General features: G+C 73.6%; 25 protein-coding genes. 11 read left to right on the plus strand and 14 right to left on the minus strand.

The features are described 5' to 3' along the window. Positions 1-33 precede the first annotated feature (33 nt). A complete protein-coding gene (locus ACBJ32_RS04795) occupies positions 34-690 on the plus strand; it encodes a 1,4-alpha-glucan branching protein (protein WP_375125588.1) in 657 nt (218 codons plus the stop codon). 138 nt (positions 691-828) lie between these two features. Continuing rightward, positions 829-1,113, plus strand: coding sequence for a hypothetical protein (locus ACBJ32_RS04800; RefSeq protein ID WP_375125589.1), 285 nt, complete (start codon positions 829-831; stop codon positions 1,111-1,113). 104 nt (positions 1,114-1,217) lie between these two features. Here ACBJ32_RS04800 and ACBJ32_RS04805 read toward each other — a convergent pair whose 3' ends face one another. The 7 genes from ACBJ32_RS04805 to ACBJ32_RS04835 form a co-directional block, all read right to left on the minus strand. After that, the gene (locus ACBJ32_RS04805; protein ID WP_375125590.1) at positions 1,218-2,399 is read right to left on the minus strand and encodes an Ig-like domain-containing protein; all 1,182 of its coding nucleotides are present in this window, start codon (positions 2,397-2,399) and stop codon (positions 1,218-1,220) included. Positions 2,400-2,528: 129 nt separating this feature from the next. Further along, positions 2,529-3,164 carry a response regulator gene (locus ACBJ32_RS04810; RefSeq protein WP_375125591.1) on the minus strand — a complete coding sequence of 212 codons (636 nt, stop codon included), beginning with the start codon at positions 3,162-3,164 and terminating at the stop codon, positions 2,529-2,531. 3 nt (positions 3,165-3,167) lie between these two features. Further along, entirely contained in the window at positions 3,168-4,337 is a 1,170-nt protein-coding gene (locus tag ACBJ32_RS04815) for a sensor histidine kinase (RefSeq protein WP_375125592.1), read from the minus strand. Then, positions 4,331-5,056, minus strand: a complete 726-nt coding sequence (locus ACBJ32_RS04820; RefSeq protein WP_375125593.1) for an ABC transporter permease — start codon at positions 5,054-5,056, stop codon at positions 4,331-4,333. Before ACBJ32_RS04820 ends, ACBJ32_RS04815 begins: the two co-directional genes overlap by 7 nt. A gap of 2 nt (positions 5,057-5,058) precedes the next feature. Next, positions 5,059-5,772 (minus strand): ABC transporter ATP-binding protein, encoded by a 714-nt coding sequence (locus tag ACBJ32_RS04825; protein ID WP_375125594.1) that lies wholly within the window; start codon positions 5,770-5,772, stop codon positions 5,059-5,061. A gap of 187 nt (positions 5,773-5,959) precedes the next feature. Continuing rightward, positions 5,960-7,378 carry a hypothetical protein gene (locus ACBJ32_RS04830; RefSeq protein ID WP_375125595.1) on the minus strand — a complete coding sequence of 473 codons (1,419 nt, stop codon included), beginning with the start codon at positions 7,376-7,378 and terminating at the stop codon, positions 5,960-5,962. 288 nt (positions 7,379-7,666) lie between these two features. Next, positions 7,667-8,239 (minus strand): TetR/AcrR family transcriptional regulator, encoded by a 573-nt coding sequence (locus ACBJ32_RS04835; RefSeq protein WP_375125596.1) that lies wholly within the window; start codon positions 8,237-8,239, stop codon positions 7,667-7,669. Between the two features lie 86 nt (positions 8,240-8,325). Between ACBJ32_RS04835 and ACBJ32_RS04840 the strand changes: the two genes are divergently transcribed. Genes ACBJ32_RS04840 through ACBJ32_RS04855 form a run of 4 tightly spaced genes read left to right on the plus strand, consistent with a single transcriptional unit; the run spans position 8,326 to position 10,674 of the window. Further along, on the plus strand, positions 8,326-8,799 hold the full coding sequence (locus tag ACBJ32_RS04840; RefSeq protein ID WP_375125597.1) for a hypothetical protein: 474 nt from the start codon (positions 8,326-8,328) through the stop codon (positions 8,797-8,799). Beyond that, on the plus strand, positions 8,796-9,191 hold the full coding sequence (locus tag ACBJ32_RS04845; protein WP_375125598.1) for a pyridoxamine 5'-phosphate oxidase family protein: 396 nt from the start codon (positions 8,796-8,798) through the stop codon (positions 9,189-9,191). Before ACBJ32_RS04840 ends, ACBJ32_RS04845 begins: the two co-directional genes overlap by 4 nt. A 12-nt stretch (positions 9,192-9,203) precedes the next feature. Further along, positions 9,204-10,055 (plus strand): haloalkane dehalogenase, encoded by an 852-nt coding sequence (locus ACBJ32_RS04850; RefSeq protein WP_375125599.1) that lies wholly within the window; start codon positions 9,204-9,206, stop codon positions 10,053-10,055. 40 nt (positions 10,056-10,095) lie between these two features. Then, positions 10,096-10,674 carry a TetR family transcriptional regulator gene (locus tag ACBJ32_RS04855; RefSeq protein WP_375125600.1) on the plus strand — a complete coding sequence of 193 codons (579 nt, stop codon included), beginning with the start codon at positions 10,096-10,098 and terminating at the stop codon, positions 10,672-10,674. On the opposite strand, the gene ACBJ32_RS04860 is transcribed toward ACBJ32_RS04855, so the two are convergent. Continuing rightward, positions 10,664-11,710: a serine hydrolase domain-containing protein gene (locus tag ACBJ32_RS04860; RefSeq protein WP_375125601.1), complete on the minus strand. Its 1,047-nt coding sequence runs from the start codon at positions 11,708-11,710 to the stop codon at positions 10,664-10,666. The genes ACBJ32_RS04855 and ACBJ32_RS04860 overlap by 11 nt on opposite strands. A gap of 140 nt (positions 11,711-11,850) precedes the next feature. On the opposite strand from ACBJ32_RS04860, the gene ACBJ32_RS04865 reads away from it, so the two are divergent. Beyond that, a complete protein-coding gene (locus ACBJ32_RS04865; protein WP_375125602.1) occupies positions 11,851-12,669 on the plus strand; it encodes an NAD(P)H-binding protein in 819 nt (272 codons plus the stop codon). Between the two features lie 21 nt (positions 12,670-12,690). Then, on the plus strand, positions 12,691-13,914 hold the full coding sequence (locus ACBJ32_RS04870; RefSeq protein ID WP_375125603.1) for an epoxide hydrolase family protein: 1,224 nt from the start codon (positions 12,691-12,693) through the stop codon (positions 13,912-13,914). A gap of 94 nt (positions 13,915-14,008) precedes the next feature. Here the strand turns inward: ACBJ32_RS04870 and ACBJ32_RS04875 are convergent, their stop codons facing one another. Both ACBJ32_RS04875 and ACBJ32_RS04880 read right to left on the minus strand, forming a co-directional pair. Then, positions 14,009-17,461, minus strand: coding sequence for an AAA family ATPase (locus ACBJ32_RS04875; RefSeq protein WP_375125604.1), 3,453 nt, complete (start codon positions 17,459-17,461; stop codon positions 14,009-14,011). A 364-nt stretch (positions 17,462-17,825) separates the two neighbouring features. Further along, positions 17,826-18,068: a hypothetical protein gene (locus tag ACBJ32_RS04880; RefSeq protein WP_357892433.1), complete on the minus strand. Its 243-nt coding sequence runs from the start codon at positions 18,066-18,068 to the stop codon at positions 17,826-17,828. Positions 18,069-18,308: 240 nt separating this feature from the next. Between ACBJ32_RS04880 and ACBJ32_RS04885 the strand changes: the two genes are divergently transcribed. After that, positions 18,309-18,929: a hypothetical protein gene (locus ACBJ32_RS04885; protein WP_375125605.1), complete on the plus strand. Its 621-nt coding sequence runs from the start codon at positions 18,309-18,311 to the stop codon at positions 18,927-18,929. A 155-nt stretch (positions 18,930-19,084) separates the two neighbouring features. Then, positions 19,085-19,849 carry an IclR family transcriptional regulator gene (locus ACBJ32_RS04890; protein ID WP_375125606.1) on the plus strand — a complete coding sequence of 255 codons (765 nt, stop codon included), beginning with the start codon at positions 19,085-19,087 and terminating at the stop codon, positions 19,847-19,849. A gap of 109 nt (positions 19,850-19,958) precedes the next feature. Here the strand turns inward: ACBJ32_RS04890 and ACBJ32_RS04895 are convergent, their stop codons facing one another. The 4 genes from ACBJ32_RS04895 to ACBJ32_RS04910 form a co-directional block, all read right to left on the minus strand. Continuing rightward, on the minus strand, positions 19,959-20,225 hold the full coding sequence (locus tag ACBJ32_RS04895; RefSeq protein WP_375125607.1) for a hypothetical protein: 267 nt from the start codon (positions 20,223-20,225) through the stop codon (positions 19,959-19,961). A gap of 96 nt (positions 20,226-20,321) precedes the next feature. Next, positions 20,322-21,338, minus strand: coding sequence for an aminotransferase class V-fold PLP-dependent enzyme (locus ACBJ32_RS04900; RefSeq protein ID WP_375125608.1), 1,017 nt, complete (start codon positions 21,336-21,338; stop codon positions 20,322-20,324). Between the two features lie 97 nt (positions 21,339-21,435). Continuing rightward, positions 21,436-24,300, minus strand: coding sequence for a hypothetical protein (locus ACBJ32_RS04905; RefSeq protein WP_375125609.1), 2,865 nt, complete (start codon positions 24,298-24,300; stop codon positions 21,436-21,438). 318 nt (positions 24,301-24,618) lie between these two features. Then, a complete protein-coding gene (locus tag ACBJ32_RS04910) occupies positions 24,619-25,407 on the minus strand; it encodes an ABC transporter ATP-binding protein (protein WP_375125610.1) in 789 nt (262 codons plus the stop codon). Between the two features lie 93 nt (positions 25,408-25,500). Here ACBJ32_RS04910 and ACBJ32_RS04915 point away from each other — a divergent pair, with 93 nt between their 5' ends. Further along, positions 25,501-26,520 carry an ABC transporter substrate-binding protein gene (locus tag ACBJ32_RS04915; protein ID WP_375125611.1) on the plus strand — a complete coding sequence of 340 codons (1,020 nt, stop codon included), beginning with the start codon at positions 25,501-25,503 and terminating at the stop codon, positions 26,518-26,520. Position 26,521: the final 1 nt, after the last annotated feature.

Consider the following 26,521-nt stretch of genomic DNA (forward strand, 5'->3'; position numbering starts at 1 on the left):
ATCGTAAGCGCTCAACGGAAGAGAACCTTCGGCATGGCCGTCATCCACCACACGTTCCTCAAGCCGACCAAGCTGGACCTGCTCACCTCCTGGCTCCCCTCCCGGCCGTGGTACCACGGCGGCGCGGGCGGGCCGGCACTGGCCAAGGCCGGCGGCTTCCGGCTGGACGATCCCGCGGGCGAGGTCGGGATCGAGTTCATGGTCGTCACGGACACCTCCGGCGGCGAGCCGATCTCCTACCTGGTGCCGCTCACCTACCGGGGCGCCCCGCTCGACGGGGCCGAGCACGCCCTCGTCGGCACCATGGAGCACGGCGTGCTGGGGCGGCGCTGGGCCTACGACGGCTGCCACGACCCGGTGCTGGTCGCCGAGCTGGTGGCCCTGATCGAGGGCCGCGTCCAGGCCCAGGACCAGAACACCAGCGACACCCCCGACCTGGACGTCACCCGCTCCTGCGCCGGGCCCGCTCCGACGGGTTTCTCCGCCGCCATCGACAACCGCGAGGGCACCGAACTGCCCGCGCCGGACGGCGCGGCCCTGCGGCTGCACCGGGTCCTGCGTCCCGCCGAGGACGGCGCGCCTGCCCTCCCGCCGGGAGCGACCGGCCACGTCGCCGGCTCCTGGAGCCTGCCGGACGGCACCCGGGCGCGGGGCCTGTTCGCCGTCCTGCGCACCGGCCCTCGTTCCTGAGCGGCGCCGCCACCGCTCTCCACGACGCGGAAGGCCGGCTGACGGCGATGCGGGGAAGCCCTTCACGTGTGAGAAACGCACATCCCCCGGTGACACCCGCGTCTAGGCGGCCCCGCGACGGGCTCCTAGGTTCGAGGCATGTTCGCCGAACGCGTTGCCGCCGTCTCCACTGCGGCGTTCCTGACCGCGGCCGTCCTGCCGTCGCCCGCTCACGCGGCGCCCGGGTATCTGTGCCTCACGGCCACAGCCGTCCAGGCGGGCGGCGCCTACTCCCTGTCCAGCACCGGCTGCTCGGGGTCGGGCAGCTACGACGTGCCCGTGCTCGTCTGGTCGGGAGAGGCCGCCGGCAGCTACGTGTGCCGACGCGTGACCTACGCGCCGCTGGAGGCCGAATTCGACGCCACGGGCTGTGTCCGCTCCTGACCCCCGGCATGGCGTGCCGGCGCACGGCGCGGTGCGGCTTCCGGACGGGCGGACGGGCGGACGAGGGGACGAGGGGACCGGGCCTCGCCCCAGGGCCAGAGGGGTCAGGCGTCGGTCGAGGTGCCGAGGGCGCTGCCCGCCAGCCACTCCTGCCACGTCTTGGCCCAGGGCGTCGGCCCGTTGCCGAACCTGAGCTTGCGTGAGGTCCCCGTGACCTCGATGATGTCGCCCCGCTGGGTGAAGTTGTAGAACCAGCGGGCGTTGGCCATGCTGGCGTTCACGCATCCGTGGCTGACGTTGCGGCGGCCCTGCGCGCCCGTCGACCACGGTGCGGCGTGGAAGAACATGCCGCTGTAGGTCATCCGGACGTTCCACTTGGTGTGATGGAGGTACTCGCCGGGCATGCCGACGGTGGCCGAGTCCATGAGGAAGTCGGCCGCCTTCTCCTGGGCGATCATGGTGCCGGAGTAGCTCTCGAAGCCCGGCTTGCCCAGGCTGACCGGGATGGTCCTGACGACCCGGCCGTTCTTGCGCACGATCGCCCGGTGGGCCTTGTTGCGGATCGTGGTGATGTGCTCCTGACCGACGGTGAACGACACGGTACGGTCCTTGGCGCCCCAGACGCTCCGCCCGATGCGCAGGCCGGCCAGGTGGGCGACCACCGTGACCCGCTCGCCGGCCGGCCAGTACTCGCGCGGCCGGAACTGCACCTCCCGGTCGCTCACCCAGCTCCAGGCGCCCTCGACCGGCTTCGACATGTGAACGGTCAGCGACCGCTCGACCGCGGCCCGGTCCTCCTGCGCGGTCACCGGCTTCGACAGCAGGAGCTGGATCGGCATGCCGACGCCGACCTTCTCGCCGTCCAGCGGCGACATGCCGGTCTCCAGCACCTGCTTCGGCTTCAGCGTGGTGAACGAGGCCTGCCTCGTGACCACCTGCCTGCCGTCGGCGCCGGTGGCCTGCGCCCGCACCGTGTACGCCGTCGACGGCTTCAACGGCCACCGGGGCCGCCACGTCCCGTCCGCGCCCAGGCTCCCGCTGACCTCGCGTCCCTTGGCGTCGGCGACGACCAGCGCGGTGACCTTGCCGTCGGCGACCCTGACGCCGATCCCGATGTCCGGCGGCACCTTCTTCGCCCCGTCGACCGGCGTGATCGCCAGCCTGGGCGGTGGGACCTGCACCTGCTGCTTCTCCGGCGGGCTGGTGGAGGGGGCCGTGGTGCATCCGGCGGCCAGGAGCAGCCCCACGGTGCAGGTGCTGATGAGAATGATGCCGCTGTTCCGCATCGCCGATGTCTCCACTTCTCCCGACATGTGGGCATATTTCCGATCAGGTAGCCCCTCTTCGGGACGAGAAGTGTTATGCCCGTCACTGAGAGTAATCATGCGGAGATTTCCGTGCAGGTGGGGGGCGCGTCAGCCCTGGGAGGCCGGCTTGAGCAGGCCGCTCTCGTACGCCGCCGCCACCGCCGCCGCCCGGTCCTTCACCCCGAGCTTGGCGAAGACGTGCAGCAGATGCGTCTTCACCGTCGCCTCCGTGATGAACAGCCGCCCGGCGATCTCCCGGTTCGTCGCCCCCCTGGCGATGAGGGCCAGCACCTCCGCCTCCCGGGGGCTCAACGTCCGGCGCGGGGTCTCACGGGCCTTCTGGGTCAGCACGCCGGCCACCGTGGGCGACAGGACCGTCTCGCCGCGGGCCGCGGCCAGCACCGCCCGGCGCAGCTCGTCGCGCGGCGTGTCCTTGAGCAGGTAGCCGGTGGCCCCCTGCTCGATCGCGGGCACCACGTCGGCGTCGTCGTCGAACGTGGTCACGACCAGCACCCGCACGCCGGGCTGCCGCTCACGCAGGTGCCGGATGACCTCGACCCCGCTCATCCCCGGCATGCGCAGGTCGAGGAGCACCACGTCGGGCTCGGTGCGCAGGGCCACCGCCAGAGCCTCGGGCCCGTCGGCCGCCTCGCCCACGACCTCGAAGTCGCCGGTGTCGAAGATCCCGCGCAGGCCGTCGCGGACGATCGGATGGTCGTCCACGATGATCAGGCGAATCGGCATGGCTCACGACCTCGCAGCGGCGGGAATGGCGGGAACGGTGGCGGAGATCCCGGTGCCCTGGCCAGGGGAGGTCTCGATCTCGAAGCTGCCGGCCAGGCGGATCACGCGCTGGCGCATCCCGATGAGCCCGAAGCCGCTCGACCGCCCGGGCTCGTGGACGAAGCCGGCCCCGTCGTCGCGGACGTCCAGGGCGACCACGTCGTCCATGTACGACAACGTCAGGACCACCCGGCCGGCCGAGGCGTGCTTGGCGACGTTCGCCAGCGCCTCCTGCGCCACCCGTAACAACGTGGTCTCCACCTCGGCGTGCAGCGGCCGGGCGTCGCCGGTCACGGACACGGCGGCGGGCACGCCGGAGATCCGCGACCACCGCTCGGCCACCTCGCCCAGGGCGGCGGCGAACCCCGGGGCGTCCTCCAGCGGCACGGGCCGCAGCGCGTGCACCGAGCGGCGCGCCTCGGTCAGGCTCTCCCTGGCCAGGGCCCGTACGGTCGCCAGCCGCTCACCGGCCCCCGGCACGTCGCCGAGGGCTTCGAGCTGGGTGAGGATCGCGGTCAGGCCCTGCGCGATGGTGTCGTGGATCTCCCTGGCCATCCGCTGGCGCTCGCCGAGCACGCCGGCCTCGCGGGCCTGCATCAGGAGCTGGGCCTGCAGGCCGGCGTTCTCCTCCGCGAGCGCGGCCAGCTCGGCGGTGGTCTGCCTGAGCCGCTCGTTCTGCTCCGAGACGGTCTGGAAGAGCAGGCCGGCCATGCAGGAGATCAGCACGCCCACGACGAAGGAGGCGAGCAACTCCACGGGGGTCCGGCCGTCGGCGGGACGGGCGGCGACGATCACGCCGACCGTCACCGCCACCCCGGCGTACGCCCACAGGCCCGGCAGCAGGGCGAAGCACTGCAGGAACGTCCCCACGCCCGTCACCGTGAACACCGTGTCGATCCTGACCAGCGCCGCGACGGCGGCGAGCAGGACGGCGAAGTAGACGATCACCACCCAGCGCCGGGTGGCCCAGCCGGGGTGCGCGGTCACGACCAGCCAGTGCCAGGCCGCCACGAACAGCGCCAGGGCCAGGACCTCCGCCCGCCACTCCCGCAGCAGGGAGAAGAGCGCGGGAAGCAGGACGAGCAGGTACGGCAGCGCCGCCAGGACCCGGTCCCAGCGTCCGAGCGTCACCACCGGTACGCCCTCAGCGCGATGCCGCCCGCCACCACCGCGATCGCGACCATGATTCCCAGCGTAGCCGCCGAGGCAGGAGCGCCCGCCCAGCCGTCGCGGATCGCCTGCACCGCCGGAGCCATCGGCATCAGGTCGCCGATCGCGCGCATGGAGCCCGACATCGTCTCGCGCGGGATGACGGCCCCGGACAGGAACACCATGGGGAAGAACAGCCCGAGCCCGATCACGGTCGCCGCCCGCCCGCTGGGCACGAGCGCGCCCACCAGGAGGCCGATGGCGCCCAGGCTCAGCGCGCCGAGCAGCCAGGCCAGGAGCACGCCGGCCAGGTTCGCGGGGGCCGCGAGCCCGTACCCCAAGGCGCCGACGAGCACGATCAGGGCCGTTCCGGCCACCGCCAGCAGCATGTGGGCGATCCACTGCGCGCCGAACAGCATGCCCGGCGCGGCCGGGGTGGCCCGCAGCCGCCGCAGCACGCCGCGCTCCCTGTACCCGGCCAGCGTGGCGGGCAGGATCACCAGGGCGGCCAGCCCGATGACGAAGGCGGCCAGCATGGGGACGGTGGCGTCCACCGTCGGCACCCCGCTGGACAGCGGCTTGTTCCCGCCGCGCAGCTTGACCCACAACATGATCAGCGGGAAGGCCAGTGCGAAGAAGGCCGACATGGGGTCGCGCAGGCCCAGCTTGAGCTCGACGGCGACGACGTTCCCGAAACCCTTCATGGTCAGTTCCTTCCGGTGAGAGCGAAGTAGGCGTCCTCGAGCGAGCCCGCGCCGGCCTGGCCGATCAGCTCGCGGGGAGTGCCCTCGGCGGTCACGCGGCCGCCGTCGATGATGGCGACGCGGTCGCAGAGCGCTTCCGCCTCGTCCATGAAGTGCGTGACCATGACGACGGTCACGCCGCGGTCGCGCATGGCGCGCACCAGACCCCAGGTGGTCCGGCGGGCGTCGGGGTCCAGGCCCGTGGTCAGCTCGTCGAGCAGGACCACCTCGGGGTTGCCCACCAGGGCCAGGGCGATGAACAGCCGCTGCTTCCAGCCGCCGGACAGCCCCGCGAACCGGCTGCCCTTCCTGCCGGTCAGGCCCCATTCGTCCATGAGCGCCCGCCAGTCGGCGGGCTCGTCGTAGAAGGAGGCGTACATGCGCAGCGCCTCGCCGACCTTGATCGCGTCAGGCAGCGCGGCCACCTGCAGTTGCGTGCCGATGCGCTGCTGGAGCGCGCGCCGGTCGCCGCCGTGCGGGTCCAGTCCCAGCACCCGCACGGTGCCGCCGTCGGGACGCCGCAGCCCCGACACGCACTCCACGATCGACGTCTTTCCCGCGCCGTTGGGGCCGGCGAGCCCGAAGATCTCGCCGCGCTCCACCGTGAGCGAGACGCCGTTCACGGCCTGACGGCCCTGGTAGCTCTTGCGCAGGTCGCTGATCTCGATGACTGTCATGCATCGAGGATCTTCGGCGCAGGCCCGTCCCGATATCCACCGATCGGTGGACCCCCGTTCGCCCGGCCGGCCGGGTCGAAGGCCCGTCGCGGCGGTGCTCGCGCTGCGAGCACCGCCTGCCCTCACCAGCGTCGAGCGGCCGCCCGCCCTCGCCAAGGCTGAGCGGCCGCGGCCTCGCCGGGCGGTGTCAGCTGTCCCTTTCCGACGGTGGATAGGCGAATTCCTGCACCCCGGCGAACGTCTGAGGCCCGGTGATCTCGTAGCCGTGGGCGGCCTCGCTCTCCAGGTGCTGAGGGCCGACGTCGAGGGTGCCGGCGGTCTCCCAGACGCCGTCGAGCCGCTGCTCGACGACGTACCGGAACTCGTTGAAGTCCTGGTCCGACGAGACGAATGTGTTGACGACGGCCAGCGAGCGCCGGCCCGCGCTCACCGCCGGTGGCAGGTCCACGCTCTGGTCCTGCCACCGGAACGCCTGCTGCACGGGCAGCGGCTGCCAGGTGCCCGCGGGGACACCGTTCACCGTGATGGCGGCACGCTGCCTGCCGATGCCGGCGTCGAGGCGGCGGATCAGCCGCACCCCGGTGTTGGCCGGATCGACGGTCACGGTGAACCGGCTCGAACCGCCGGGGCCGAACGCGCGGCCGTCGTCCACGACGAAGCGGCCCGGCTGGTGGGATGCGGCCGGCTGCGACACCCACATGCCCACCAGGAGCCCGAGCGCGGCGGCGGTGAGCGAGGCGAGAACGGCGACCGCGAACGCCCGCCACCGGCTTCGCTCCTGCCCGTTCCCCTCCGGACCGGGTTGGGCGGCCGCCTTCCGTGGCGCTCGCCCGGCCACCTTCTCCTGCGCTTGCCTGGGCGCCTTCTCCTGCGCCTGCCCGGACGCTCTCTCCTGCGCTTGCCCGGCCACCTTCCGCCGTGCCTGCTCGCCCGCTGCCGGGGTCTCCGGCTGCGGCGGCATCACGGCGGGCGGCACGCCGGGCCCCTCCGGCGTCGTTCCCGCGCCTGCCGGCGGCCCGCCCGGCATCGTCGCGTCGTACGGCTGGAAGCGGTCCGGCGTCCATACCGCGGGCGCCTCCGCCCAGGGCGGTGCGGCGGGTGCGTCCGCCTGGATCGTTGCGACCGACGCATCCGGCTGGGCCGATGCGGCCTCGGCGGGCGTGGCCGGGCGGGGCGGGGCGGCCTCGGCAGGGGTGGCCGGGCGGGGCGGGGTGGCGGTGGCGAGGGCGCTGAGCTGCGCCTGGGCTTCCGCCTGCGCCCGTGCCGCCATGGTCGCGAGCCGGGCCACCCGTACCCGCTCCCACGCCTGCTCCCACGCGGGAAGCCGCTGCTCGGGAACCCGGCACCCGCGCAGGAACGCCACCATCACCGCCTTCTTCGGAAACCGCCGGCCGGCCAGCATGTCGGCGCAGGTGGCGCGCGGCAGCCGGGTGCCGCCCGCCCGGTCGGCCCGCGCCTGCAGCTCCCGCAGCGACACGTCGGCCCGCGCGAACTGCTCCGCCAGCAGCCGCACCAACTCCTCGTGACGGGTCACCGACTCCAGGCCGCGGGGCGGCTCCGCCCCGGCGACCGCGATGTCCTCGGCCCCTTCCAGCTCCATGCCCATCGCCGCAGACCCTGCCTCTCCCGACCGGGGCCCTCCGCCCGCAAACCACCGTGCCAGTAATGGACAGTGTAGGAGCGATGACTCTGCGTACACGAGCGGTTTTTCCGCCGGTGGGGTCTCCCGCCCCCGCGCGTGGGAGACCCCCGCGAAGCAGGGCCGTGCGCGCGGGCCGTGGGCGCCGCCGCGGCGGCGGGTTCCGGCCCGGGACGCGAGACTACGGGGCGCGGGCTTCAGGCCGGCTTCATCGCGTTGTCACGCGGGGAACGCCCCGGTGGCCGGGCGGCGAAATCAGGCGAGGGTGAGCGAGTCGATCCAGCGCTCCAGCCGCCGGCCCTCCATCTCCATGAGGCCGGGGTCGCGGAAGGTGTTGGTCAGCAGCGCGACCCCCTGGTACGCGGCGAACAGCGCGACGGCCAGCTCCCGCGCGTCGGCCCGCCCCATGGCCGCGAACTGGCCCTCCACCCAGTCGAGGAGCCGCCCCATGACCTTGGCGACGGCCCGGTCGAGGCCGTCGTCGCGCTTGTCCAGCTCGGCGGCGAGGGTGCCGGTCGGGCAGCCGTACCGGGCGGTGAGGTCGCTCTCCCCGATCCACCCCTGGATGAGCGCCTTGAGCCGCTCCTGCGGCGTGCCGAGCCGTTCCAGGGCCTCGACCATGGTGCCGAGGTGGTGGCCGTGCTCCTCGATGGCCGCCTCGATGAGCTGGTCCTTGGTCTTGAAGTAGTAGTAGACGTTGCCCACGGGCACGTCGGCCGCGCGTGCGATGTCGGCCAGGGTGGTCTTCTCGACGCCCTGCTCATGGAGCACTCGTACGGCGGCGCCGGCCAGCCGCTCCCGCTTTCCCGCCCGTGTTGAGTCAGTCACCTGACTAACTATAGACAAAGCCGCCCGGTGCCCGCTATGTTCTCGGGATTGAGTCAGTCAACTAACTAACTCCTGGGAGTGAACCCATGTTCGTTGTCACCGGTGCCACCGGCCACGTCGGAGGCGAACTGGTCCGGCTGACGGCCGCGGCGGGGGAGCCGGTCACCGCGGTCTCCCTGCGGCCAGGGCCTGGGCCGCGTCCCGAGCACCTTCGCCGCCTGGGCCACCCGCAACATCGCGGCCTTCCGACGTCGGGGCCGCTCACCCGTCCGTCCACAGTCCAGCCGGCCAGGACGCTCGCGCGTCTACCCCGCCTCCAGGCGGCCGGAGCACCTGCCCATCCGTCCGACGCCCGGGTGGCCGCGACGCCCGCCAGGGCGCCCAGCCCGCCGGTGCTCAGCCGGGCATCCCGCTCGCAGGTGCTCGGCCGGGCGTCCGGCCCGCAGGTGCTCGGCAGGGCGTCCGGCTCGGTGACGTGTGATCTGGCGTTCGGCTCGGGCGCGTGCGATCGCGCGTCCAGCTCCGGCATGTCCCGTCGCACGGACGGGGCGGCGGCGTGAGCGGCGGCCCGCCGCGTGCGGTGGAGGAGTTCCTGGCCGGGCCGGCCCTGGCGACTCTGACCACGCTGCGGCCCGACGGATCCCCGCACGTGGCGCCCGTGCGCTTCACCTGGGACCGGGAGGCGGGCCTCGCCCGCGTGCTGACCGTCGCCACCTCCCGCAAGGCCCGCAACCTGGCCGGCGCCCCGGGCGGCGGCCGGGTGGCGCTCTGCCAGGTCGCGGGGTTCCGCTGGACCACCCTGGAAGGCCCGGCCACGGTGTCGCACGACCCGCGCCGGATCGCCGAGGCCGCCCGCCGCTACACCCGGCGCTACCTGTCACCGCCGCCCGGCCCGCCGGGCCGGGTCGTGATCGAGATCGCGGTGGACCGCTTCCTGCACCTGAACCTCTGAAAGGACCCTGCCATGCCCATCCAGCACGTACTCGACTCCACCATGTCCTACCGTGAGCTCGGCTCCGGCTCGCCGATCGTCTTCCTGCACGGCAACCCGACCTCCTCCCACCTGTGGCGCCACGTCATGCCCGCCGTCGGCCAGGGCCGCCGCCTGGCCCCCGACCTGATCGGGATGGGCGAGTCGGGCAAGCCCGCCATCGACTACACCTACGACGACCAGGCCCGCTACCTGGACGCCTGGTTCGACGCCCTCGACCTGGACGACGTGCTCCTCGTCGGCCACGACTGGGGCGGCGCCCTCGCCTTCGACTGGGCCGCCCGCCACCCGGAGCGGGTCCGCGGGATCGCCTTCACCGAGGCCATCGTCAAGCCGATGACCTGGGAGGAGTTCCCCGAAGGCGGCCGGCCGCTGTTCCGGGCGATCAAGACGGAGGGCGTCGGGGAGACCATGCTGCTCGACGACAACGCCTTCCTGCGCGGCCTGCCGGGCAGCGTCGTCACGCCGATGGCCGACGAGGACATCCAGGCGTACCTGCGGCCGTACCCGACGAGGGAGAGCCGGCTGCCGCTGCTGCGCTGGGCCCGCTCGATGCCGCTGGACGGCGAGCCCGCCGGCGTGGTGGCCAGGATCGAGGCGTTCGGCCGGTGGCTGGCCACCAGCGCCGAGGTGCCGAAGCTGCTGATCGGCTTCCGCCCCGGCCCCGGCTCCATGTGGACGCGCGAGACCATCGCCTGGTGCCGCGACACCATCGCCTCCCTCGAGATCGTGGAGCGCGAGGAGGTCGCGGGCCATCACACCCCGGAGGACCAGCCCCTGGTCATCGCCGAGGCCATCGCGGAATGGACGGCCAAGCACCGCTGACGGGCCTGAGTCGTACGCATGTTGGCCTACACTCGTTGTCATGGCTTTCACCGAGAGATCGGCAGCCACCCGGAACGCCATCCTCTCGGCCGCCAGGAAGCTGCTCGTCGAGCGCGGCTACGAGGCGATGACGATCCGGGCGGTCGCCTCGCTGGTCGGCGTGGACCCGTCGATGGTCATGCGCTACTACGGCAGCAAGGCCGGGCTGTTCAACGCGGCCGTGGACGTGGACCTGCGGCTCGACAGACTCGCCCAGCCGCCGCGCGAGCGGCTGGGCGAGCTGATCGTGCGGCACTTCCTGTCCCGCTGGGAAGGCGAGCAGGCCGACGACGTGCTGATCCTGCTGCTGCGCTCGGCCAGCACGAACCCGATGGCCGCCGAGCGGATGCGCGAGGTGTTCGCCACGCAGATCACCGCGCTCGTGGCCCGCCTGACGGGGGCGCCCGACGCCGAGCACCGCGCCGCGCTCACCTCCACCCAGCTCCTCGGCCTGGCACTGACCCGGTACGTGCTGCGGTTCCCGCCCATGGTGGACGCCGACGTCGACACGCTCGCCCGCGACATCGGGCCGGTGGTGCAGCACTACCTGACGGGCGGCGGGCAGCCGCTCACGCCGTGATCCGGCTGCGCTCCGCCTCGATGATCGGCTCGATCTGCAGGTCGTAGTTGCACAGCACGACCGCGACCCAGTCGATGTCGAGGTAGATGCTCCAGTTCGTCGAGCCGCCCGCGATGCCGCCGCCGTGGGAGATGCCGGGGGCGGTGGTGAAGCCGCTCCCGCCGCCGGAACCGATGAACGCGCGCGCCGAGTTGCTGCCCTTCACCCCGCCGGCGCCGCCCTTGTCCAGACGGCGCACGCCGTCGACGCGCGAGCCGTCCTCCTGCAGCATGTACGGATGCGCGATGCGCTCGCGGGCCAGCCACTCGGTCCTGGTGTGATAGGCGGAGTCCACCATGCCCGCCCGCTCGAAGACGTGCTCGCGGACGTACTCGTGGAACGGCTGCCCCGACACCGCGGCCACCAGCTCCCCGAGCACCTCGTACCCCATGCTCGAGTACTCCTTGCTCGTGCCGGGAGTGAAGCGCAGCTCCTGTGACCTGGCGCGGGCGGCGATGTCCCGGTTCCGCTCCTCGACGCTGGTGAAGACGTGCGGCTCCGGCCTGTCGTTGGTGGGGTCGGTCATCCCGGACGTGTGCGTGAGCATCTGGTGCACGGTGACGTGCTCGGCGATCTCCGCCGGGAAGCCGTCCAGGTGGTCGCCGACCTTGTCGTAGAACCTGAGCTTCCTCTGCCCGGCGAGCTGCACCACGGCCAGGCCGGTGAAGGGCTTGGAGGCCGAGGCCATGGCGTAGATGGTGTCGATCTCGTTGGGGATGCGCCTGTCCTTGTCGGCCATGCCGTACGCGCGGGCCAGCACGTGCCGGCCGCGGTGCGCCAGCAGCACCGTCCCGGAGAACTGGTCACGCTCGGCCAGATCCTTGATGGAGCGGTCGAAGGCGCCGCCCGGGCGCAGGTCGGCGGGGATCCTGCCGGAGCTGCCGGCCGCGGCCTCGGCGACACCGGAGGCGGCCAGCACGCCGCTCGCGGTCAGGGGGACGGCTCCGAGCAGGCCGAGCGCGGTCCGCCTGGACGGCCGGGGCTCGTGTCCGGTCATGGATGCCTCTTCTCCTCGGGGTCTTCGCAGGGTGGGCACGATGCAACCGCCCGCCGCGTTTCCGCCGTCTAGCGGGTGCTATTTCGCGTGTAGCGCCTCCTGTTCGACAGAGGAGAACACCATCGGACAGGAGAACACGGATGACGATTCTCGTGACCGGCGCCACGGGTACTGTCGGGCGCCGCATCGTGGGGCAGCTCGTCGAGCGGGGCGCGCGCGTACGGGCGCTGACCAGGAACCCCGGCAAGGCCGCGTTCCCCGGCGATGTCGAGGTGGCCTGCGGCGATCTGACCTCGCCCGAGACGCTGGCCCCGGCGCTGGAGGGTGTGACAGGGCTGCACCTGATCACGTTCGGGGGCGATGACTACGCGCCGCTCGAGAACGGGCGCGAGCTGGTCGAGCTGGCGGCGAAGGCGGGCGTGACGCGCGTCAGCGTGCTGAGCAGCTTCGACGAGACCTCGGTCGAGGAGGCGCTGCGAGCCGGTGACCTGGGGTGGACGCAGTTGCTGTGCGTCGAGTTCATGGCCAACGCCTTCGACTGGGCCGAATCCATCCGGGAGGAGGGCGTGGTGCGGGTCTTCGGCAACCATCCCGGCGCCGTGGTGCACGAGGCCGACATCGCCGCCGTGGCCGTGGCGGCGCTGGTCGAGGAGGGGCACGCGGGGGAGACGTACGCGCTGACCGGGCCCGAGGCGCTGACGCCGGAGGAGCGGGTGCGGCTGATCGGCGCGGCCACCGGGCGGGAGATCCGGTTCGAGGAGCTGACCGAGGAGGAGTATCGCGCCTCCATGCGGGCGGCGGGGGTGGGGGACGACCTGATCGAGTTCGGGGTCCAGCTCGGCGCCAACCCGCCGGAGGCCGCCTCCGTCGTGCTGCCGACCGTGGAACGGGTCACGGGCCGCCCCGGGCGCACGTTCGCGCAGTGGGCCGCCGAGCACGCCGCCGCATTCCGCATTTAAGAGCTAAGGAGAGGAAATATCATGACAATTCACCCGTTCCGGATCGAGATCCCGCAGCAGGACCTGGACGACCTGCGTGCCCGCCTGGCCATGACCCGCTGGCAGGACCAGCTTCCCGGCACCGGCTGGGAGCGCGGGGTCCCCGCGGGCTACCTCAGGGAGCTGGCCGAGTACTGGCGCACCGGCTACGACTGGCGCGCGCACGAGGCCAGGCTCAACGAGCTGCCGCACCACATCACCACGATCGACGGCCAGCGCCTGCACTTCGTGCACGTCCGCTCCGGCCGGGCCGACGCGCTGCCGCTCATGCTGCTGCACGGGTGGCCGGGCACGTTCGTGGAGTTCCTGGACGTCATCGAGCCGCTCTCGCGCGACTTCCACCTGGTCATCCCGTCACTGCCCGGCTTCGGCTTCTCCGCCCCGCTCTCCGCGACCGGCTGGGACGCCGCCCGCTCCGCCCGGGCGTTCACGGAACTGATGGCCAGGCTCGGCTACACCCGCTACGGCGTGCAGGGCGGGGACGCCGGCGCCTTCATCGCGCCCGAGATGGGCAAGCACGCCCCCGACCGCGTCGTCGGCATCCACCTCAACGCGGCACTCACCTTCCCGATCGGCCAGGACGGGGAGATGGACGGGCTGTCGGATGAGGAGCGGCGGCGCTGGTCGGCCATGGAGAACATGAACGACGGGTACCTCCAGACGCAGTCCAAGCGGCCGCAGACGGTGTCGTACGGGCTGCACGACTCGCCGGTGGGGCAGCTGGCGTGGATCATGGAGAAGTTCAAGGAGCTGACCGAGCCCGTGGCGGGGTTGCCGGAGGAGTCGCTCGATCGCGACCTCATGCTCACCAACGTGACCATCTACTGGCTGACGGGGACGGCGGGGTCGTCGGCGCAGTTCTACTACGAGAACATGAGCGCCGCGGATTGGGGGGACTCCGGGGGCTGGGATGCCGCTGGCGAAGCGGGTGGCTCCGGGGAGTGGGCTGCTGCCGGTGAGGCGGGTGACTGGGCCGGTGCCGGTGCCGGTGCCGGTGCCGGCGACTGGGCCGCCGCTGCCCGGGGCACCGTCCCCACGGGCGTGCTCGTGTCCAAGGCGTGCGACGTCACGATCCGCTCCTGGGCCGAACGCGACCACAACATCGTGCACTGGGCCGAATACGACAAGGGCGGGCACTTCTTCGCCGCCGAACAGCCCGCCGTCTTCGCCGAGGACGTCACGACCTTCTTCACCAAGCTCCGCTGACCCTCCTCCGCCACGGCTCCGCCGGCCTCCGGTGTCGCGCGGCCGCGCCTGAGGCGCCGCGCGGCGGCGGCTCCCGCGAGGCCGGTACGAACGGTCAGGTGGACCAGCGGACCTCCGAGGCCGGGAGATAGCGGCAGGTCGAGCCGGTGGAGACCGAGGCGCGCAGGTGGGCGGCCAGCTCAGGGTGGCGCTGGTCGAGCTGGCGGAGCGTGTTGCGGATGCGGTTGGTGACCGCCTTGCGGGCCCGCTCGGCCTCGTCCCCGAGGCGGCGAGGACGGCCGCCCAGGCCGGCGGCGGTACGCAGCTCGTCCAGCAGCGCCTGCCGCTCCGCGTCGAACTCGGCCGCGCGGCGCTCCTCGCCCAGCTCCACCGCCCGGTCGATCTCCTCGTCCAGCAGCTCCAGCCGCCTGCGGTAACGCGCCCTGGCCTCCTCGTCGAGCACGTCGTCGCCGCCCATGCTCCGCGCCGCGATCACCACCTCGCCGCCCGGCGGGTTGAGCAGCTCGACCGCCGGCACGTCGATTCCCGGCCGGGCGAGCAGGACGCGCAGGTCGGCCAGGCCCTTGGAGTCGGGCAGGTGCACGGTACGGCCGGCGAAGGTCAGGGTCCACACCTCACCGTCGAAGCGGAAGGCGGCGGCTCCGGAGCTCGGCAGGCGTACCAGCATGCCGAGCTCCGCGGCCTCCCGCTCCACCTGCTCGATCAGTGCGGAGGCGTCGTCGCCGCGGGCCAGCAGCACCTCCGCCAGGCGGGCCCGCGACTCGACCGACCAGGGCCGCGCGCCCAGGACGTCGGCCGCCCGGTAGGCCGCGGTGAAGCCGGCGACCGCGTCGTCCCAGCGTTCCTGGGCCGCGTCCAGCACGGCCGCCCAATGGGCGTACGGGCCCTCCACGGCGACGGTCGCGGTGACGCCCCACTGGCCGACGTACGGGGAGATCGCGGCCCGGGCGTGCTCGCAGAGCACCGGATCCTTCGAACGGGCGGCCGCCTGCGCCTGGAACCTCAGCCACAGCGGCGCCATCCAGCGCAGGTACTGCTCGCCCGCCGCCATGATCTGCGCCAGGTGCCGCATGGCGGCCTCGCTGCCACCGCCCCGCTGCACCGCCGTCACGGCCTGATAGAGCGGGAAGTGCTGGCTGCCCCCGCTCCGCATCTCCGCCAGCACGGTGTCGGCCACGTCGAAGCGCCCCCTGAGCAGGGCGGCCGACCAGCGTTGCATCCAGCGCAGGTCGCGCCCGCCGATGCCCGGCTGCTCGCCGAGGTCGTAGGCGGCGTCGATGTGGCCGTCCGCCTCGTCGAAGCGGCCGGTGAGCGTGGCGAACGCGGCCTCCAGCACGGCGGCCTCGTGCTGGAACAGCGCCAGCCCCGAGGACTCCGCCCGGGTGGTGAACGCGCGCTGCTCCGCCAGGCAGCGCGGGTCGCCCAGCTCCAGCAGCGCTCCGATGCGCCAGGAACGGGCGGTCAGGTCGAGCTGATCGTCACCCGTGCGCCTGGCCACCGCCGACAGCTCCTCGGTGATCGCCAGCCGCTCGGCCGTGGTGCCCGGAGCCCAGATGATGCCCAGCCTGGACAGGAGGCTGTACCCGAGCGCCTCGTCGTCCTCGCCCTGCCTGGCCAGGTCGGCGGCCACCTCGGTCAACTCGCGCGCCGCCACGTTCAGCCGATCCTCGCCCTTCACCGCCCCCGCCGACACCTCCGGACCACCACCCTTGCGTGCGCCCGCCGCCACACCCGTGCTTGTGCTGGGGGCCGCGCCCGCATTCGGGTCCACGCCTGGGCCTATGCCCGTGCCCGCGCTGAAGCTCGTGCCCGCGCCCGGGCCGAGGCTTGCGCCGGTGGCCGGATCGGGCGGTGGGGTGGTCGGCGGGGGCGGGGAGGGAGCGGCGCGACGCACCAGCTTGTGGTGGGCCTCGTGGACGAAGCCGGTCCAGCGGCCCTGACCGGTGTAGCACAGGTCGTGCAGCTTCAGGGCCGCGATCGCCAGCAGGTCGGGGGTGTCGAGGCGGCGGGTGAGTACGAGGGCCGCTTCCAGGCTGCGTACTCCCGCGGCGGTGTCGCCGGCGCGGTGCTGGGCCACGCCCAGGTCGAGCCCGATCGTGGCCCGCCGGCGCAGGTCGGAGGCGGGCGTGAGGTCCAGGGCGCGGCGGAAGTGGCCCGCGGCCTCCTCGTCCGCCATCCGCCCCTCGGCGTCCCTGGCCGCGGCCAGGAGCAGATCGGCCGCGTCGGGTACGGCGGCCAGGTAGGCGTGGTGGGCGCGGGTGGCGGGCAGCGCCGTGTCGAGCGCCACCAGGGCGGACGCGTGCAGGGCGGCCCGGCACGGCTCGTCGAGCTCGGCGTAGAGGGTCTCGCGCACCAGGTCGTGCACGAACGCGTGGCGCCCGGCGCCGTGCGGGACGACGAGCTTGGCCGACACGGCCTGGTCGAGCGCCTTGCGGACGGATCCGCGGGAAGCTGGGGCGGCGCCGCCCTGGGGCGCCGGTAGGGAGCCGCCGCCGGAAAGCGGGCGGGTGTCCGTGATGCCATTCGGCCGAGTGACGGCGAGCCCAGGTGCAGCGCCCCCGGCCGGCGCGTCGGCTGTCGCAGCAACGGCGCCACCTGGCCGGGTGCCGAGGCTCGGAACGGCGTCGCCGGCCCGGATGCCGAGGGCAGGCGCGGCGGGGCCGGGCCGGATGCCGAGGCAAGGGGCGGCGGGGCCGGGCCGGATGTCGAGGGCCGGTGACGACGCGTGGGTCAAGGCCGTGACCAGGCTGTCCTCGGTGAACTCGCGCCCCAGCACCGCCGCCATCCGCAGCACGTCCAGAACGTCGCCCGCCAGCCGCGACAGCCGCCGCCGGACCGCCGCGCCCACTCCCGGTGGGATCGTGGCCAGCGGGCTGCCGCCCTGCCACAGGCGTGCCGTCTGCTCCACGAAGAACGGGTTGCCGCCCGTGCGCTGATGGATCTCCGCGACCAGCTCGGCCCCCGGGACCAGCCCCGTCGTACGGGCCACCAGCCGCGCCACGCCTTCGAGGTCGAGCCCGGTCAGCGTCAGGGTGGTGGCCTTGGCCTCCAGGGGGAGGCTGAGCGTTCCGTCCACCTCCGCGTCGCGGTAGGTGCCGATCACGAGCAGCCGCTCGAACCAGGCGTGCCCCACCACGAACTCCAGCAGCCGCAACGACGCCGCGTCGGCCCAGTGCAGGTCTTCGAGGACGACCACCACCGGCTGCTCCCGCGAGGCGTCCACCAGCAGGCCCGTCACCGCGTCGTAGAGCTGGAACGCCTCCCCGTCGGCGCCCGCCAGGCTCTGCGGCGTGGCCCCGGGGGCGAGCTGCCTGACCACCTGCACCCACGGCCAGTAGCCCGGCGCGCCGTCGCCTTCCCAGCAGGCGCCGGTGAGCAGCCTGGCGCCCCCGCGCACGGCCTCCCGGGCGGCGCTCGCCACCAGCGTGCTCTTGCCGATGCCCGCCTCGCCCGTCACGAGGACCAGCGCTCCGTGGCTGGTCAGCGCACGCTCCACCTCGCCGCGCAGGATGGCGGCGGGTCGTTCGCGTCCGATGAGCATGGCCATGCCGGAACCCTACGCGGCCGCACCGACAATCCCCGGCCGAGACCGCGGGCGGCCCACCGGCGCCGACCGCCGGGCCGACCGGGATGTGCTGCTTCCCGATGAAGGCGGGCAGTGCGTCGTCGATCACGGAGTTCGACGCATGGATGTCCCGCGGCTGGTGGCGGCATCTGAAGAGCCGCTACGGGCTGTAAGGGGAATCTCCGCTGCGCGGCTCCTTGCCGCGCAGCGGAGACCCGGGACACGCTGTCGGGCCGCAGCGCGGCGTCCGGTGGTGCCGGACATCGACGCCGGCCGTGAGCACCAGGACGAACGCCGCGCTGCGGGGCTTACGGACGGTCCCGGGCAGGGACCGCGGGGGGAGGGGTCAGTGCTGGACGCAGCCGGACGACTCCTTCGAGCCCACCGGTACCTTGACCCCGACGCCGGCCGCCTCGACCCCGGATATGCACACCGGGACCTGGTTTCCGTTGAGGACGCTGTTCCCGTTGAGCGTGCTGATGGTGCCTTCGATGCCGCTGGGGACGTTGGCGGACGCCGGGCCGGCGACGGCGGCGAGCGCGAAGGCGCCGGCGAGGGTGACGGTGGCGATGCGGGCTGAGTGACGCATGAAGGTGCCTCTCTGTGAGTGGAGGGGGCGATGTGTTCCGTGATTGGTCTTGCCGGTGGGGATGGTTACAGAACGTAGCGGCCAGTTACGGTGCGCTGTCATAGGTGCGACCGAGGGCTGTCGAACCCGCAACCCCATCCCGTACGTCTAAGGCCCTCCGCACGCCCTGCCTGCGGAAACCGATGCCGAGCGGGGAAATTCGAGTGCGGCACGAGCGCGTCCTGGTGTTGCATGAGCCGGATGATCGACGAACCGCTGGAACGGCTCCGCGCCGCCGCCCGACGCACCCGCGAACTGGCCCTGAACCGGGCGGCCACCGGCCTGAGCCACGAGGACGCCGACGACGACGTCGGCACGATCGGCACGGACGGCGCCCTCGGGTTCGACCCCTTCCCCCTGCTCGGAGCCCTCCATGACAACGGCGTCCGGGCTGTGGTGATCGGGCAGGTGGCCGGCATCATGCACGGGTCCACCGAACTGACCGGTGACCTGGACCTGCTCTGGGACGGCGTCCCGGCGCACGCCCCGGCCCTGGCGGCGGCCTTCGCCTCCGTCGGCGCCCGGCTCGCCGACGAAGCGGGCAGGCCCGTGGCGATCCGCCCCGATTCCTTCCTCCGCCCCAAGGTGCAGTTCACCGCGCCCGGCGCCGGCGGCGACTGCTGCACCCCGGAGCTCCCCTGGGGCGACCATCGCGTCCAGGACTTCCTCGATCGCGCGATCACCGCGCTCGGCCCGGACGGCCTGGAAGTTCACTACGTCTCCCGGGAGGACCTGATCCTGATGCGCCGCGCCCTGGGTCGCCCCAAGGACCTCCGGAGAGCGGACGAGCTGGCCGCGCTGGCTCCCGGCCGCCGGAGCTGACGGCGCACCGCCGCACTCGCGCCACCGGCGCGCGCGACGGGTTCGCCCCTTGCGCGGAACGTTCCCACGCGGCAGTTCCGCTGACGAACGCATGCGGTCCGGTCGCATGAGAGGGTGAGCGGCAGGTAACCATTCGACCGACGAGTGAGGATCCCGTGCCTTCGAACCAGGCTGAAGACGCCGGCGGCGTGCGCAGCGTGCAGCGGGCGTTCGACATCCTGTCGCTGCTCACCGAGGACCGCCGGACGCTGACGATCCGCGAGGTGGTGGAGGAGACCGGGCTGGCCAAGACGACCGCCCTGCGGATGCTGCAGACGCTGGAGCACATGGGGCTGCTGTGGGCCACGCCGAAGGGTTACGCGGCGGGCCCGGCCCTGTGGCGGTGGGCCCATCTGGCCCGCAACGCCTGGGAGCTGCCGCCGGAGACCGTGCAGCTCATGCGGGAGCTCGGGGCGCGGCAGCGGGAGACCGTCAACCTCTACGTGCTGCGGGACGTGCACCGCGTGTGCATCGCGCAGCAGGAGAGCCCGCAGCCGCTGCGGCACGTGGTGCGGGTGGGCGACGAGCTGCCGCTGTGGGCGGGCGCGTCCTCCAAGGTGCTGCTCAAGGACGCGCCGGAGCGGCTGCTCGAACGGGTGGCGCGCTCCTCGCCGTACGGGGAGGGGCATGTGGCGACGCTGCGGGAGTGGGCCGCGCAGGCCGAGCGCGACGGGTACGCGGTCAGCCACGGCGAGCGCGAGCCCGGCCTGTCGGCGGTGGCCGTCCCGGTCACCGGCGGCTCGAAGGCGACCGTCGCCTCGCTCACGCTGAGCGGGCCCACCGTCCGTTTCGGCGACGAGCGCGTCGAGGAGTTCAGGGCGGACCTGGTCGAGGTGGCCAGGCGCATGTCGGAGCGCGGGTTCGAGCACCCGCTCACCTGAGCGCCCGGCGCGAGGCCCGCCTCCACGGTGAGGAACACGGCGGTGACGCGGCCGAGGAGGTGGCCGGGGGCGGCGCGCTGCACGTACGTCTGCACGGCGACCAGCACCGTCACCCCCGGCAGCCCGAACAGCACGGCGGCGGCCAGCGCGGTGCTGTTGAACAGCAGCAGGAAGCCGCGCCGACGAGCGCCTGCGCCGTGGCGATGACCCGCCTCGGCGCGAAGCGGTCCACCAGACGGCGGCTGGCGGGCGCCCCGAGCAGGAAGTCGAGCCCCGGCGCGGACAGCAGGTGACCCACCTCGGCGCTCCCGCCGAACGTGGCCACGCCGAACGGGACGAGCAGGGCGGTCAGGGCGGCGTTGGCCGGCAGGTACACACCATCGGCGAACCCGTGACGCCACCGGGGCCCGGCCGTCAGGGAGCCGGTGTCGTGGTGAGGGCCGGGGTGGTGCGCGTCATGGCGGCGCCTCGGTCAGGTCAGGGCGTCGAGTGCGCGATCGACGTCGTCCTCCGTCGTGTAGAGATGGAAGCTGGCGCGCACCCTGCCCGCCCGTACGGCCGCCCGGATCCCGGCCGCCGCCAGCCGCTCGCCGGGCGCGTCCACCGAGACGATGGCCGTGTCGGACGGTGGCAGGCCGAGGCCCGCTCGGAAGCGGTTGGCCAGGGCGACGTCGTGGTCGCGGATGTGCTCGACGCCGATCTCGTTCAGCAGCTCGATGGCGGGCGCGGCGCCGACGTACGAGAACCAGGCCGGCGACAGGTCGAACGCCCGCGCGTCACCGGCCAGCCGCAGCGGCGGCCCGTAGTAGGAGCCGCCCTCGTCGGCGCCGGCATACCAGTTCGCGGCCAGCGGGCGCATGCGCTCGCGCAGCCGCGGCGACAGGTAGGCGAACGCCGCTCCGCGCGGCGCCATCAGCCACTTGTACGCCGCGCAGGCCAGCGCGTCCACGCCCGCGACGTCGACGGGCAGCCAGCCGCACGCCTGCGAGGCGTCGGCGATGACCAGCGCGTCATGGTCCCGGGCGGCGGCGACGATGTCCGCGAGCGGCGTCACGTACCCGGTGGCCGACTGCACCAGGCTGAACGCCACGGCGGCGGTGTCATGGGTGATCGCCTCGGCCAGCCGGTCCGCGGGCACCGTCTCGACCTCGGCCGCCACCGCCCAGGGGAACAGGTTGCTGGTGAACTCGATCTCCGGCACCACGACCTTGGCGCCGGGCGGCAGCGCGGTGGCCACCACGGACATGATCTGCGACACCGTCGAGCTCACGCTCACCTCGGCGGCCGGGGCCCCGACGAGGCGGGCGAACGCGGCCCGGGCACGCCCGACGGAGGCGTCCCACGGCTTCCAGTCGGTGCGGCCGTGGCGCCAGTCGGTGAGCACGGCCTGGAGCTCGTCGAAGGCGCGGCGCGGGGGGAGGCCGTAGGAGGCGGTGTTCAGCCAGCCCGGGTCGGCGTTCCAGAGCTTGGCGGCCGTGGCGATGTCCATGGCCTTCAGCCTAGAGGGCCGCAGCTGGAAATCTACAATGTAAAGGCGTCCGCTACGATGAAACCTCGGCAGGCAGCGAGCTGCCGCAGCATGAACCTCAGCGGGCGGAGCGCTGCCACAGCGCGTTCCAGCCGCCGTGCCCCAGCCAGGCGACCGGGACGTTGAGCCCCTCACCGGCGACGCGCGCCCAGAACGCGTCCAGGTCCGCGCCGAGCTCCACGGCCCCTGCAAGCGCGCGCTGCCACGGCCCGGACGGGTCCTCGAGGTCCGAACGGGGAAAACCGGGCACGCTCGTCTTGCCCGGCTCGCTCACCGCCACGGTAGGCAGGCGGGGATCCGGCGGCCAGGACGTGACCGCGACGACCAGCGAGCACAGCACCGCAGTGTCGGCGCGGCGGGTCACCTGCTGGGCGAGCACGGGATCCCCGGTGCGCGCCAGGCGGCCGATGGCGGCGCGGATCCTGCGGGCGACCAGCTCCATCGAGCGAGCGGGCGCGACGGCCTCGTAGCGGGCGAGCTTCCGGAGCGAGCCGGGCAGGGGAGCGTCGAGCAGGAGAAGTGCGAGCTGCGGACGGCCTCCGGACTCGGCCGAGTCAGGGCGTTTCCCGGGCCCGGTCGCGTCAGGGCCTTCCCCGGGTTCGGCCGGGTAGGGGTGCTGGGCGGCGGGGAGTGCGGCGAGGGCCCGTTCGAGCGGGCGCACCCCGGTGGCCCGCCACAGAGCCGCCAGGCCCACCGACGGCAGTTCGTCCCGGCAGCGGCGCTCGACGCGGTCGGCGGGAAGGCGGCGCAACGCGGTCACGGGCTCGGTGTCCGGGAGCACGTCCCGAGCCTGGCCGGGACCGGCATGCGCGTCAGCCCCGGCGCCGCCGCCCCTGGCCATGGCCCCGTTGCGGGCAGCAGTACCGGCAGCAGCACCTGCACCTGTACCTGCGTCGGCTGCGGTGGCGGGTGGCGTGGCCGGGCGGAGGGCGTACAGGGACCGCAGGGTGTGCAGGGCGTCGGACGTGTCCTGGGCCGCCAGGGCGTCGGCCGCGAGCCGCGCCAAGGGCCCGCTGACCTCCTGGAACGTGCGGTCCGCGCGGCGCCGGCCGGCCGGCCGGGGCTCGGGGAGGTGCTCGCGGGCCGGCGGCCCGGCCGGCTCGTCAGGAGCGGACGGGGGAAGGGCAGCGGCCCAGGCGAGGATCCGCCGGCGCAGGTCAGGATCGGGGTCGGCGTTGAACCGGGCACGGATCTCGCTGGCGCGCCAGCCGCGGGCGTGCCGTTCGAGCTCGATGTTGGCGACGATCCGGCCGCTCTCGTCGCGCAGCGCCACCAGGGCCGACCTGCCCTGCTCGGCGGCTTCGACATAGGGGAGGGAGGCGATGCAGTTGCCCATGTACGTGGCCCACTGGGCGAGCATGCGCGCGTTGCGGGCGAACTCCAGGCGTGCCTGGGTGCCGGGCAGGAGGGTGCCGTCGAGCGCGAGCAGCGGTTCGGGGGTGTGGAAGGCGGTGGTGAGCCGCTGGGTGATGCCCAGGCCGGCGAGGAGCCGGTCGGTGAGGTCCGGCCAGGTGCGGCACTGCCGGGAGGGTCGTCCGCCGAACGAGACGAGCTGCGCCGCTCCCGCCAGGGCCGAGGGGATGGAGCCGAGCGAGGGGACGAGCTGTTGCTCGTCGTCCGGGACGGGGGTGCAGTCGACGTAGGGGTAGCCGGGGCCGTATTCCACATCGGCCTGGTCGTGGCCGTTGAGCTGGGCGAGCGCGTCGGCGAGCTCGGCGTACCAGAGCAGGTCGCCCACCGTCTCCTCCTCGGCCGGTGCTGTGCCGGGGCGGCTCTCCAGGCGTTCCATGAGCGGGGGGCGGCCGCCGGCGACCGGCGGCTGGGCCCAGTGGGCGGGGTCGCGGTGGCTGAGATGGCCGACGCTGTCGCGCCAGTCGCGCAGGTTCCCCAGCGACCAGCCGCCGAGCTGATCCTGGTACTCGAGGAGGCGATCGGTGACGACGTCCATGACGATGTCGGCGTACTCGGCCGCTCTGGCCAGGCGCTGCCGGACGTACGGCTCGGAGGGGTTGCCGAGCTGGGCGGCCAGGTCCCTGACGTAGCAGCCGGGGCGGGCGGGGAGCCCGGCGAGGCCGGGGACGCGGCGGGCGGCGTCGCGGGCCTCCTCGGGGCCGATGGCACGGGCGCCGGCGGTGAGCAGGGCGGTGGAGCGGTTCATGCCCTGGACGACGCCATGGTCGCCCACGTTGACGGCGGTACGCAGCAAGGCTGTGGCGGCCAGGGCGTCGTCCAGGATGCGGCGCATGAACACGGTCACCTGCCAGGCTTGGGGCTGCCAGCGGGCGGCTTCGGCGATCGACGGGTCGTGGCCGAGCTCGCGGCGGATCTGCTTGATCAGCTGCGCGTCGTCGTAGGCCCGGTAGCGGGTGGTGAGCTCTTCGAGCCTGCTCTGCCTGCCCTGGGTGGCGCGTCGCCGCTGCCTGAGCCGGAGCTGTTCCTGGTGGGCCGAGACCTGCTGCCACAGGTCGAGGAGGAGGTCGAGGCGCCGCTTGCGGGGGTAGGGGGCGAGGACCTGTTCGAGGTGGGCCGCCATGGTGGAGGCGGCGGCCCGCGGGGTCGGGTCGAGCGCGGGGGCGTCCACGGTCAGGAGGTGGACGAGCTGTTCGGCGCCCAGCACGCCGCTGGCGGCGGAGGCGAGCTGGAGCGCGGTCCAGCGGCCTTCGGCGATGGTCCGGCTCGCGGCGGCGGCCAGCGGTCTGGTGGCCTCCGTGCCGAACAGCGCGACCAGGACGCCCGCCCGATCGCCCAGGCGGTGCAGGCTGTCCAGGCCGAGGAGGCGCAGGGCGGCCAGTACGGCGTCTCGCCGGTCGCCGCGTGCGCCGTGGAGGCGGGCGGAGAGGAAGCCGGGGGAGAGCGCGATGCCGGCCCCGGCCGCCGTCACACCGTCGTCGCCGCTCTGGAGGAGCCGGGCCAGGGCCGTCACGGCGGGGCCGGGGTCGGCGCCCGCGGGGCCGACGGCGACGGGCGCCCCGCCGCCACCTCCATCGCCTCCTCCATCGCCTCTTCCATCGCCTCTTCCATCGCCATCGCCACCGTCACCGGCAGCGGGCCCGGGGAGGTGCTCGTCCGTCACCGGCCGCCCAACGGCGTCCCGTACCTGCTGATCCCGTCCCGTCACCACGCCGAAGGCCATCCGCACCACACGCACATGATTCGGGCAACAGCAGGTGCCAGGCAACCGGTATTCGCCGCCACCGGGAGCGCTGGACCTGCCGGCGTCCGCGGATCGGATCCGCGCCGTCTACCGTTGCGGAGCCGGGGGCGGTTCGGTGGCGGCGCGGCGGGCGCCGAGCACCTCGTGCAGCTCGGCCGAGCAGCGGGCCAGGTCGGCGGCGTAGGCGTGCTGGCCGAGCGTGCGCGGGCGGGGCACCTCCACGTCCACGACGGTGAGGATGCGGCCGGGGCGCGGGGTGAGGACGACGACCCGGTCGGCCAGCAGCACGGCCTCCTCGATCGAGTGGGTGACGAGGACGACCGTGGCGGCGTGCTCCATGTGGATGTGCTGCAGCTCGATCGACAGCTCCTCGCGGGTGAGCGCGTCGAGGGCGGAGAACGGCTCGTCCATGAGCAGCACGCGGGGCCGCTGGATGAGCGCCCGGCACAGCGCGACCCGCTGCTGCATGCCGCCGGACAGCTCGTGCGGCAGCCGCCGGTGGAAGGCTTCCAGCCCGACCATCTCCAGCAGGCGGTGCGCGTGCGTGCGGTGCTCCTGGCGCGGCCAGCCGAAGATCTCGACGGGCAGCAGCACGTTGTCGAGCACGCTGCGCCAGGGCAGCAGGGCGGGCCGCTGGAACATGATGGCGACGTCGCGGCGCGGTCTCACGACGGGCTCGCCGCCGACGCGTACCTCTCCCGAGGTGGCCCTGAGCAGGCCGGCGATGAGGCGCAGGAGGGTGGACTTGCCGCAGCCGGAGCGGCCCACGACGGCGGTGAACTCGCCGTCGGCCACGTCGAGGTCGAGCTCGCGCAGCGCTTCCACGGCGCCTCGGCGTCCGCCGAACACCTGGGAAACGCCGCGTAGCCGGATCACCTGGCGACCTCCTGATCCCGATGGTATGCCGAGTCGCAACCTCGCGGGTCCGGGCATATTGACCGCTGCCCAGGGTCCGTCATGATCTGGGGCATGAGGCGACTGCCGCGCGTCATCACGATCACCGTTCTGGTTGCGACGTTCTCCCTCCCTGCCGCCTGCGGCTCGGGGGAGCGGGAGCCGTCGCCGGCCCGGCCGGCGGCCGATCGGGTCACCTGGGTGACCGGGTTCGGCGCGTTCGGCCGCGAGGCCTATGTCTATGTCGCGCAGGAGAAGGGCTTCTTCGAACAGGCCGGGATCGAGGTGACCGTGCAGCCCGGTCAGGGCAGCGGCGAGAACCTGGCCGCGGTGCTCGGCGGCCGGGCGCAGTTCGCCGCCGTCGACTTCACGGCCACGCTGATGGCCGCCGCCGGGGGCAAGGCGGAGGGCGCGGTCGCGGTGGCGGCGCTGCACCAGCGCACGCTGGCCGCGCTGATGGCGCTGGACGGCAGCGGGATCAGCCGGCCGAAGGATCTGGAGGGCAAGACCGTCGGCGACACCGCGTCGTCGGTGATCAGCATGATGTTCCCCAGCTACGCCCGGCTGACCGGGGTGGACGCGTCGAAGGTGAAGTGGGTCAGCCTGCAGCCGGCCCAGCTCGCCGCGAACCTGGCCTCCGGGCAGGTGGACGCGATCGGCCAGTACGTGGTCGGCCAGCCCACCGTGCGCAACGCCGCCAAGGGCAAGGAGATCAAGGTCCTGCCGTTCGGGGACGTCATCACCGACCTGTACGGCTCGGCCGTGACCACCTCCGCCACGGTCGCGTCCGGTCAGCCGGACCTGGTCAGGCGGTTCACCGGCGCGCTGCTCAAGGGCCTGGCGTACGCGGTGGAGCACCCGCAGGAGGCGGCGCGGATCCTGGTCGGCAAGCAGCCCGCGCAGAACGCCGAGGTGGCCGCCGCCGAGCTGGCCCTGATGGCCTCCTACGTGCGCCCGGCCGACGGCACGCCGATGGGGGCGATGACCAGGGAGCGCGTGGAGCGCGCGATCACCGTGCTGCGCACGGCCGGCGCGTTCGACGAGGAGCTGGCGCCGGAGTCGGTGGTCTCGTTCGACCTGCTGCCCAAGGGCTGAG

The organism is Nonomuraea sp. GTA35 (assembly GCF_041950525.1).
GTDB lineage: Bacteria > Actinomycetota > Actinomycetes > Streptosporangiales > Streptosporangiaceae > Nonomuraea.

What these genes read in the sequence shown, in the direction of transcription:
- ACBJ32_RS04795 (WP_375125588.1), top strand. Translation starts at nt 34, where the DNA reads ATGGCCGTCATCCACCACACGTTCCTCAAGCCGACCAAGCTGGACCTG.
- ACBJ32_RS04800 (WP_375125589.1), top strand. Translation starts at nt 829, where the DNA reads ATGTTCGCCGAACGCGTTGCCGCCGTCTCCACTGCGGCGTTCCTGACC.
- ACBJ32_RS04805 (WP_375125590.1), bottom strand. Translation starts at nt 2,399, where the DNA reads ATGCGGAACAGCGGCATCATTCTCATCAGCACCTGCACCGTGGGGCTG.
- ACBJ32_RS04810 (WP_375125591.1), bottom strand. Translation starts at nt 3,164, where the DNA reads ATGCCGATTCGCCTGATCATCGTGGACGACCATCCGATCGTCCGCGAC.
- ACBJ32_RS04820 (WP_375125593.1), bottom strand. Translation starts at nt 5,056, where the DNA reads ATGAAGGGTTTCGGGAACGTCGTCGCCGTCGAGCTCAAGCTGGGCCTG.
- ACBJ32_RS04825 (WP_375125594.1), bottom strand. Translation starts at nt 5,772, where the DNA reads ATGACAGTCATCGAGATCAGCGACCTGCGCAAGAGCTACCAGGGCCGT.
- ACBJ32_RS04830 (WP_375125595.1), bottom strand. Translation starts at nt 7,378, where the DNA reads ATGGGCATGGAGCTGGAAGGGGCCGAGGACATCGCGGTCGCCGGGGCG.
- ACBJ32_RS04840 (WP_375125597.1), top strand. Translation starts at nt 8,326, where the DNA reads ATGTTCGTTGTCACCGGTGCCACCGGCCACGTCGGAGGCGAACTGGTC.
- ACBJ32_RS04850 (WP_375125599.1), top strand. Translation starts at nt 9,204, where the DNA reads ATGCCCATCCAGCACGTACTCGACTCCACCATGTCCTACCGTGAGCTC.
- ACBJ32_RS04855 (WP_375125600.1), top strand. Translation starts at nt 10,096, where the DNA reads ATGGCTTTCACCGAGAGATCGGCAGCCACCCGGAACGCCATCCTCTCG.
- ACBJ32_RS04860 (WP_375125601.1), bottom strand. Translation starts at nt 11,710, where the DNA reads ATGACCGGACACGAGCCCCGGCCGTCCAGGCGGACCGCGCTCGGCCTG.
- ACBJ32_RS04865 (WP_375125602.1), top strand. Translation starts at nt 11,851, where the DNA reads ATGACGATTCTCGTGACCGGCGCCACGGGTACTGTCGGGCGCCGCATC.
- ACBJ32_RS04870 (WP_375125603.1), top strand. Translation starts at nt 12,691, where the DNA reads ATGACAATTCACCCGTTCCGGATCGAGATCCCGCAGCAGGACCTGGAC.
- ACBJ32_RS04875 (WP_375125604.1), bottom strand. Translation starts at nt 17,461, where the DNA reads ATGGCCATGCTCATCGGACGCGAACGACCCGCCGCCATCCTGCGCGGC.
- ACBJ32_RS04880 (WP_357892433.1), bottom strand. Translation starts at nt 18,068, where the DNA reads ATGCGTCACTCAGCCCGCATCGCCACCGTCACCCTCGCCGGCGCCTTC.
- ACBJ32_RS04885 (WP_375125605.1), top strand. Translation starts at nt 18,309, where the DNA reads ATGATCGACGAACCGCTGGAACGGCTCCGCGCCGCCGCCCGACGCACC.
- ACBJ32_RS04900 (WP_375125608.1), bottom strand. Translation starts at nt 21,338, where the DNA reads ATGGACATCGCCACGGCCGCCAAGCTCTGGAACGCCGACCCGGGCTGG.
- ACBJ32_RS04915 (WP_375125611.1), top strand. Translation starts at nt 25,501, where the DNA reads ATGAGGCGACTGCCGCGCGTCATCACGATCACCGTTCTGGTTGCGACG.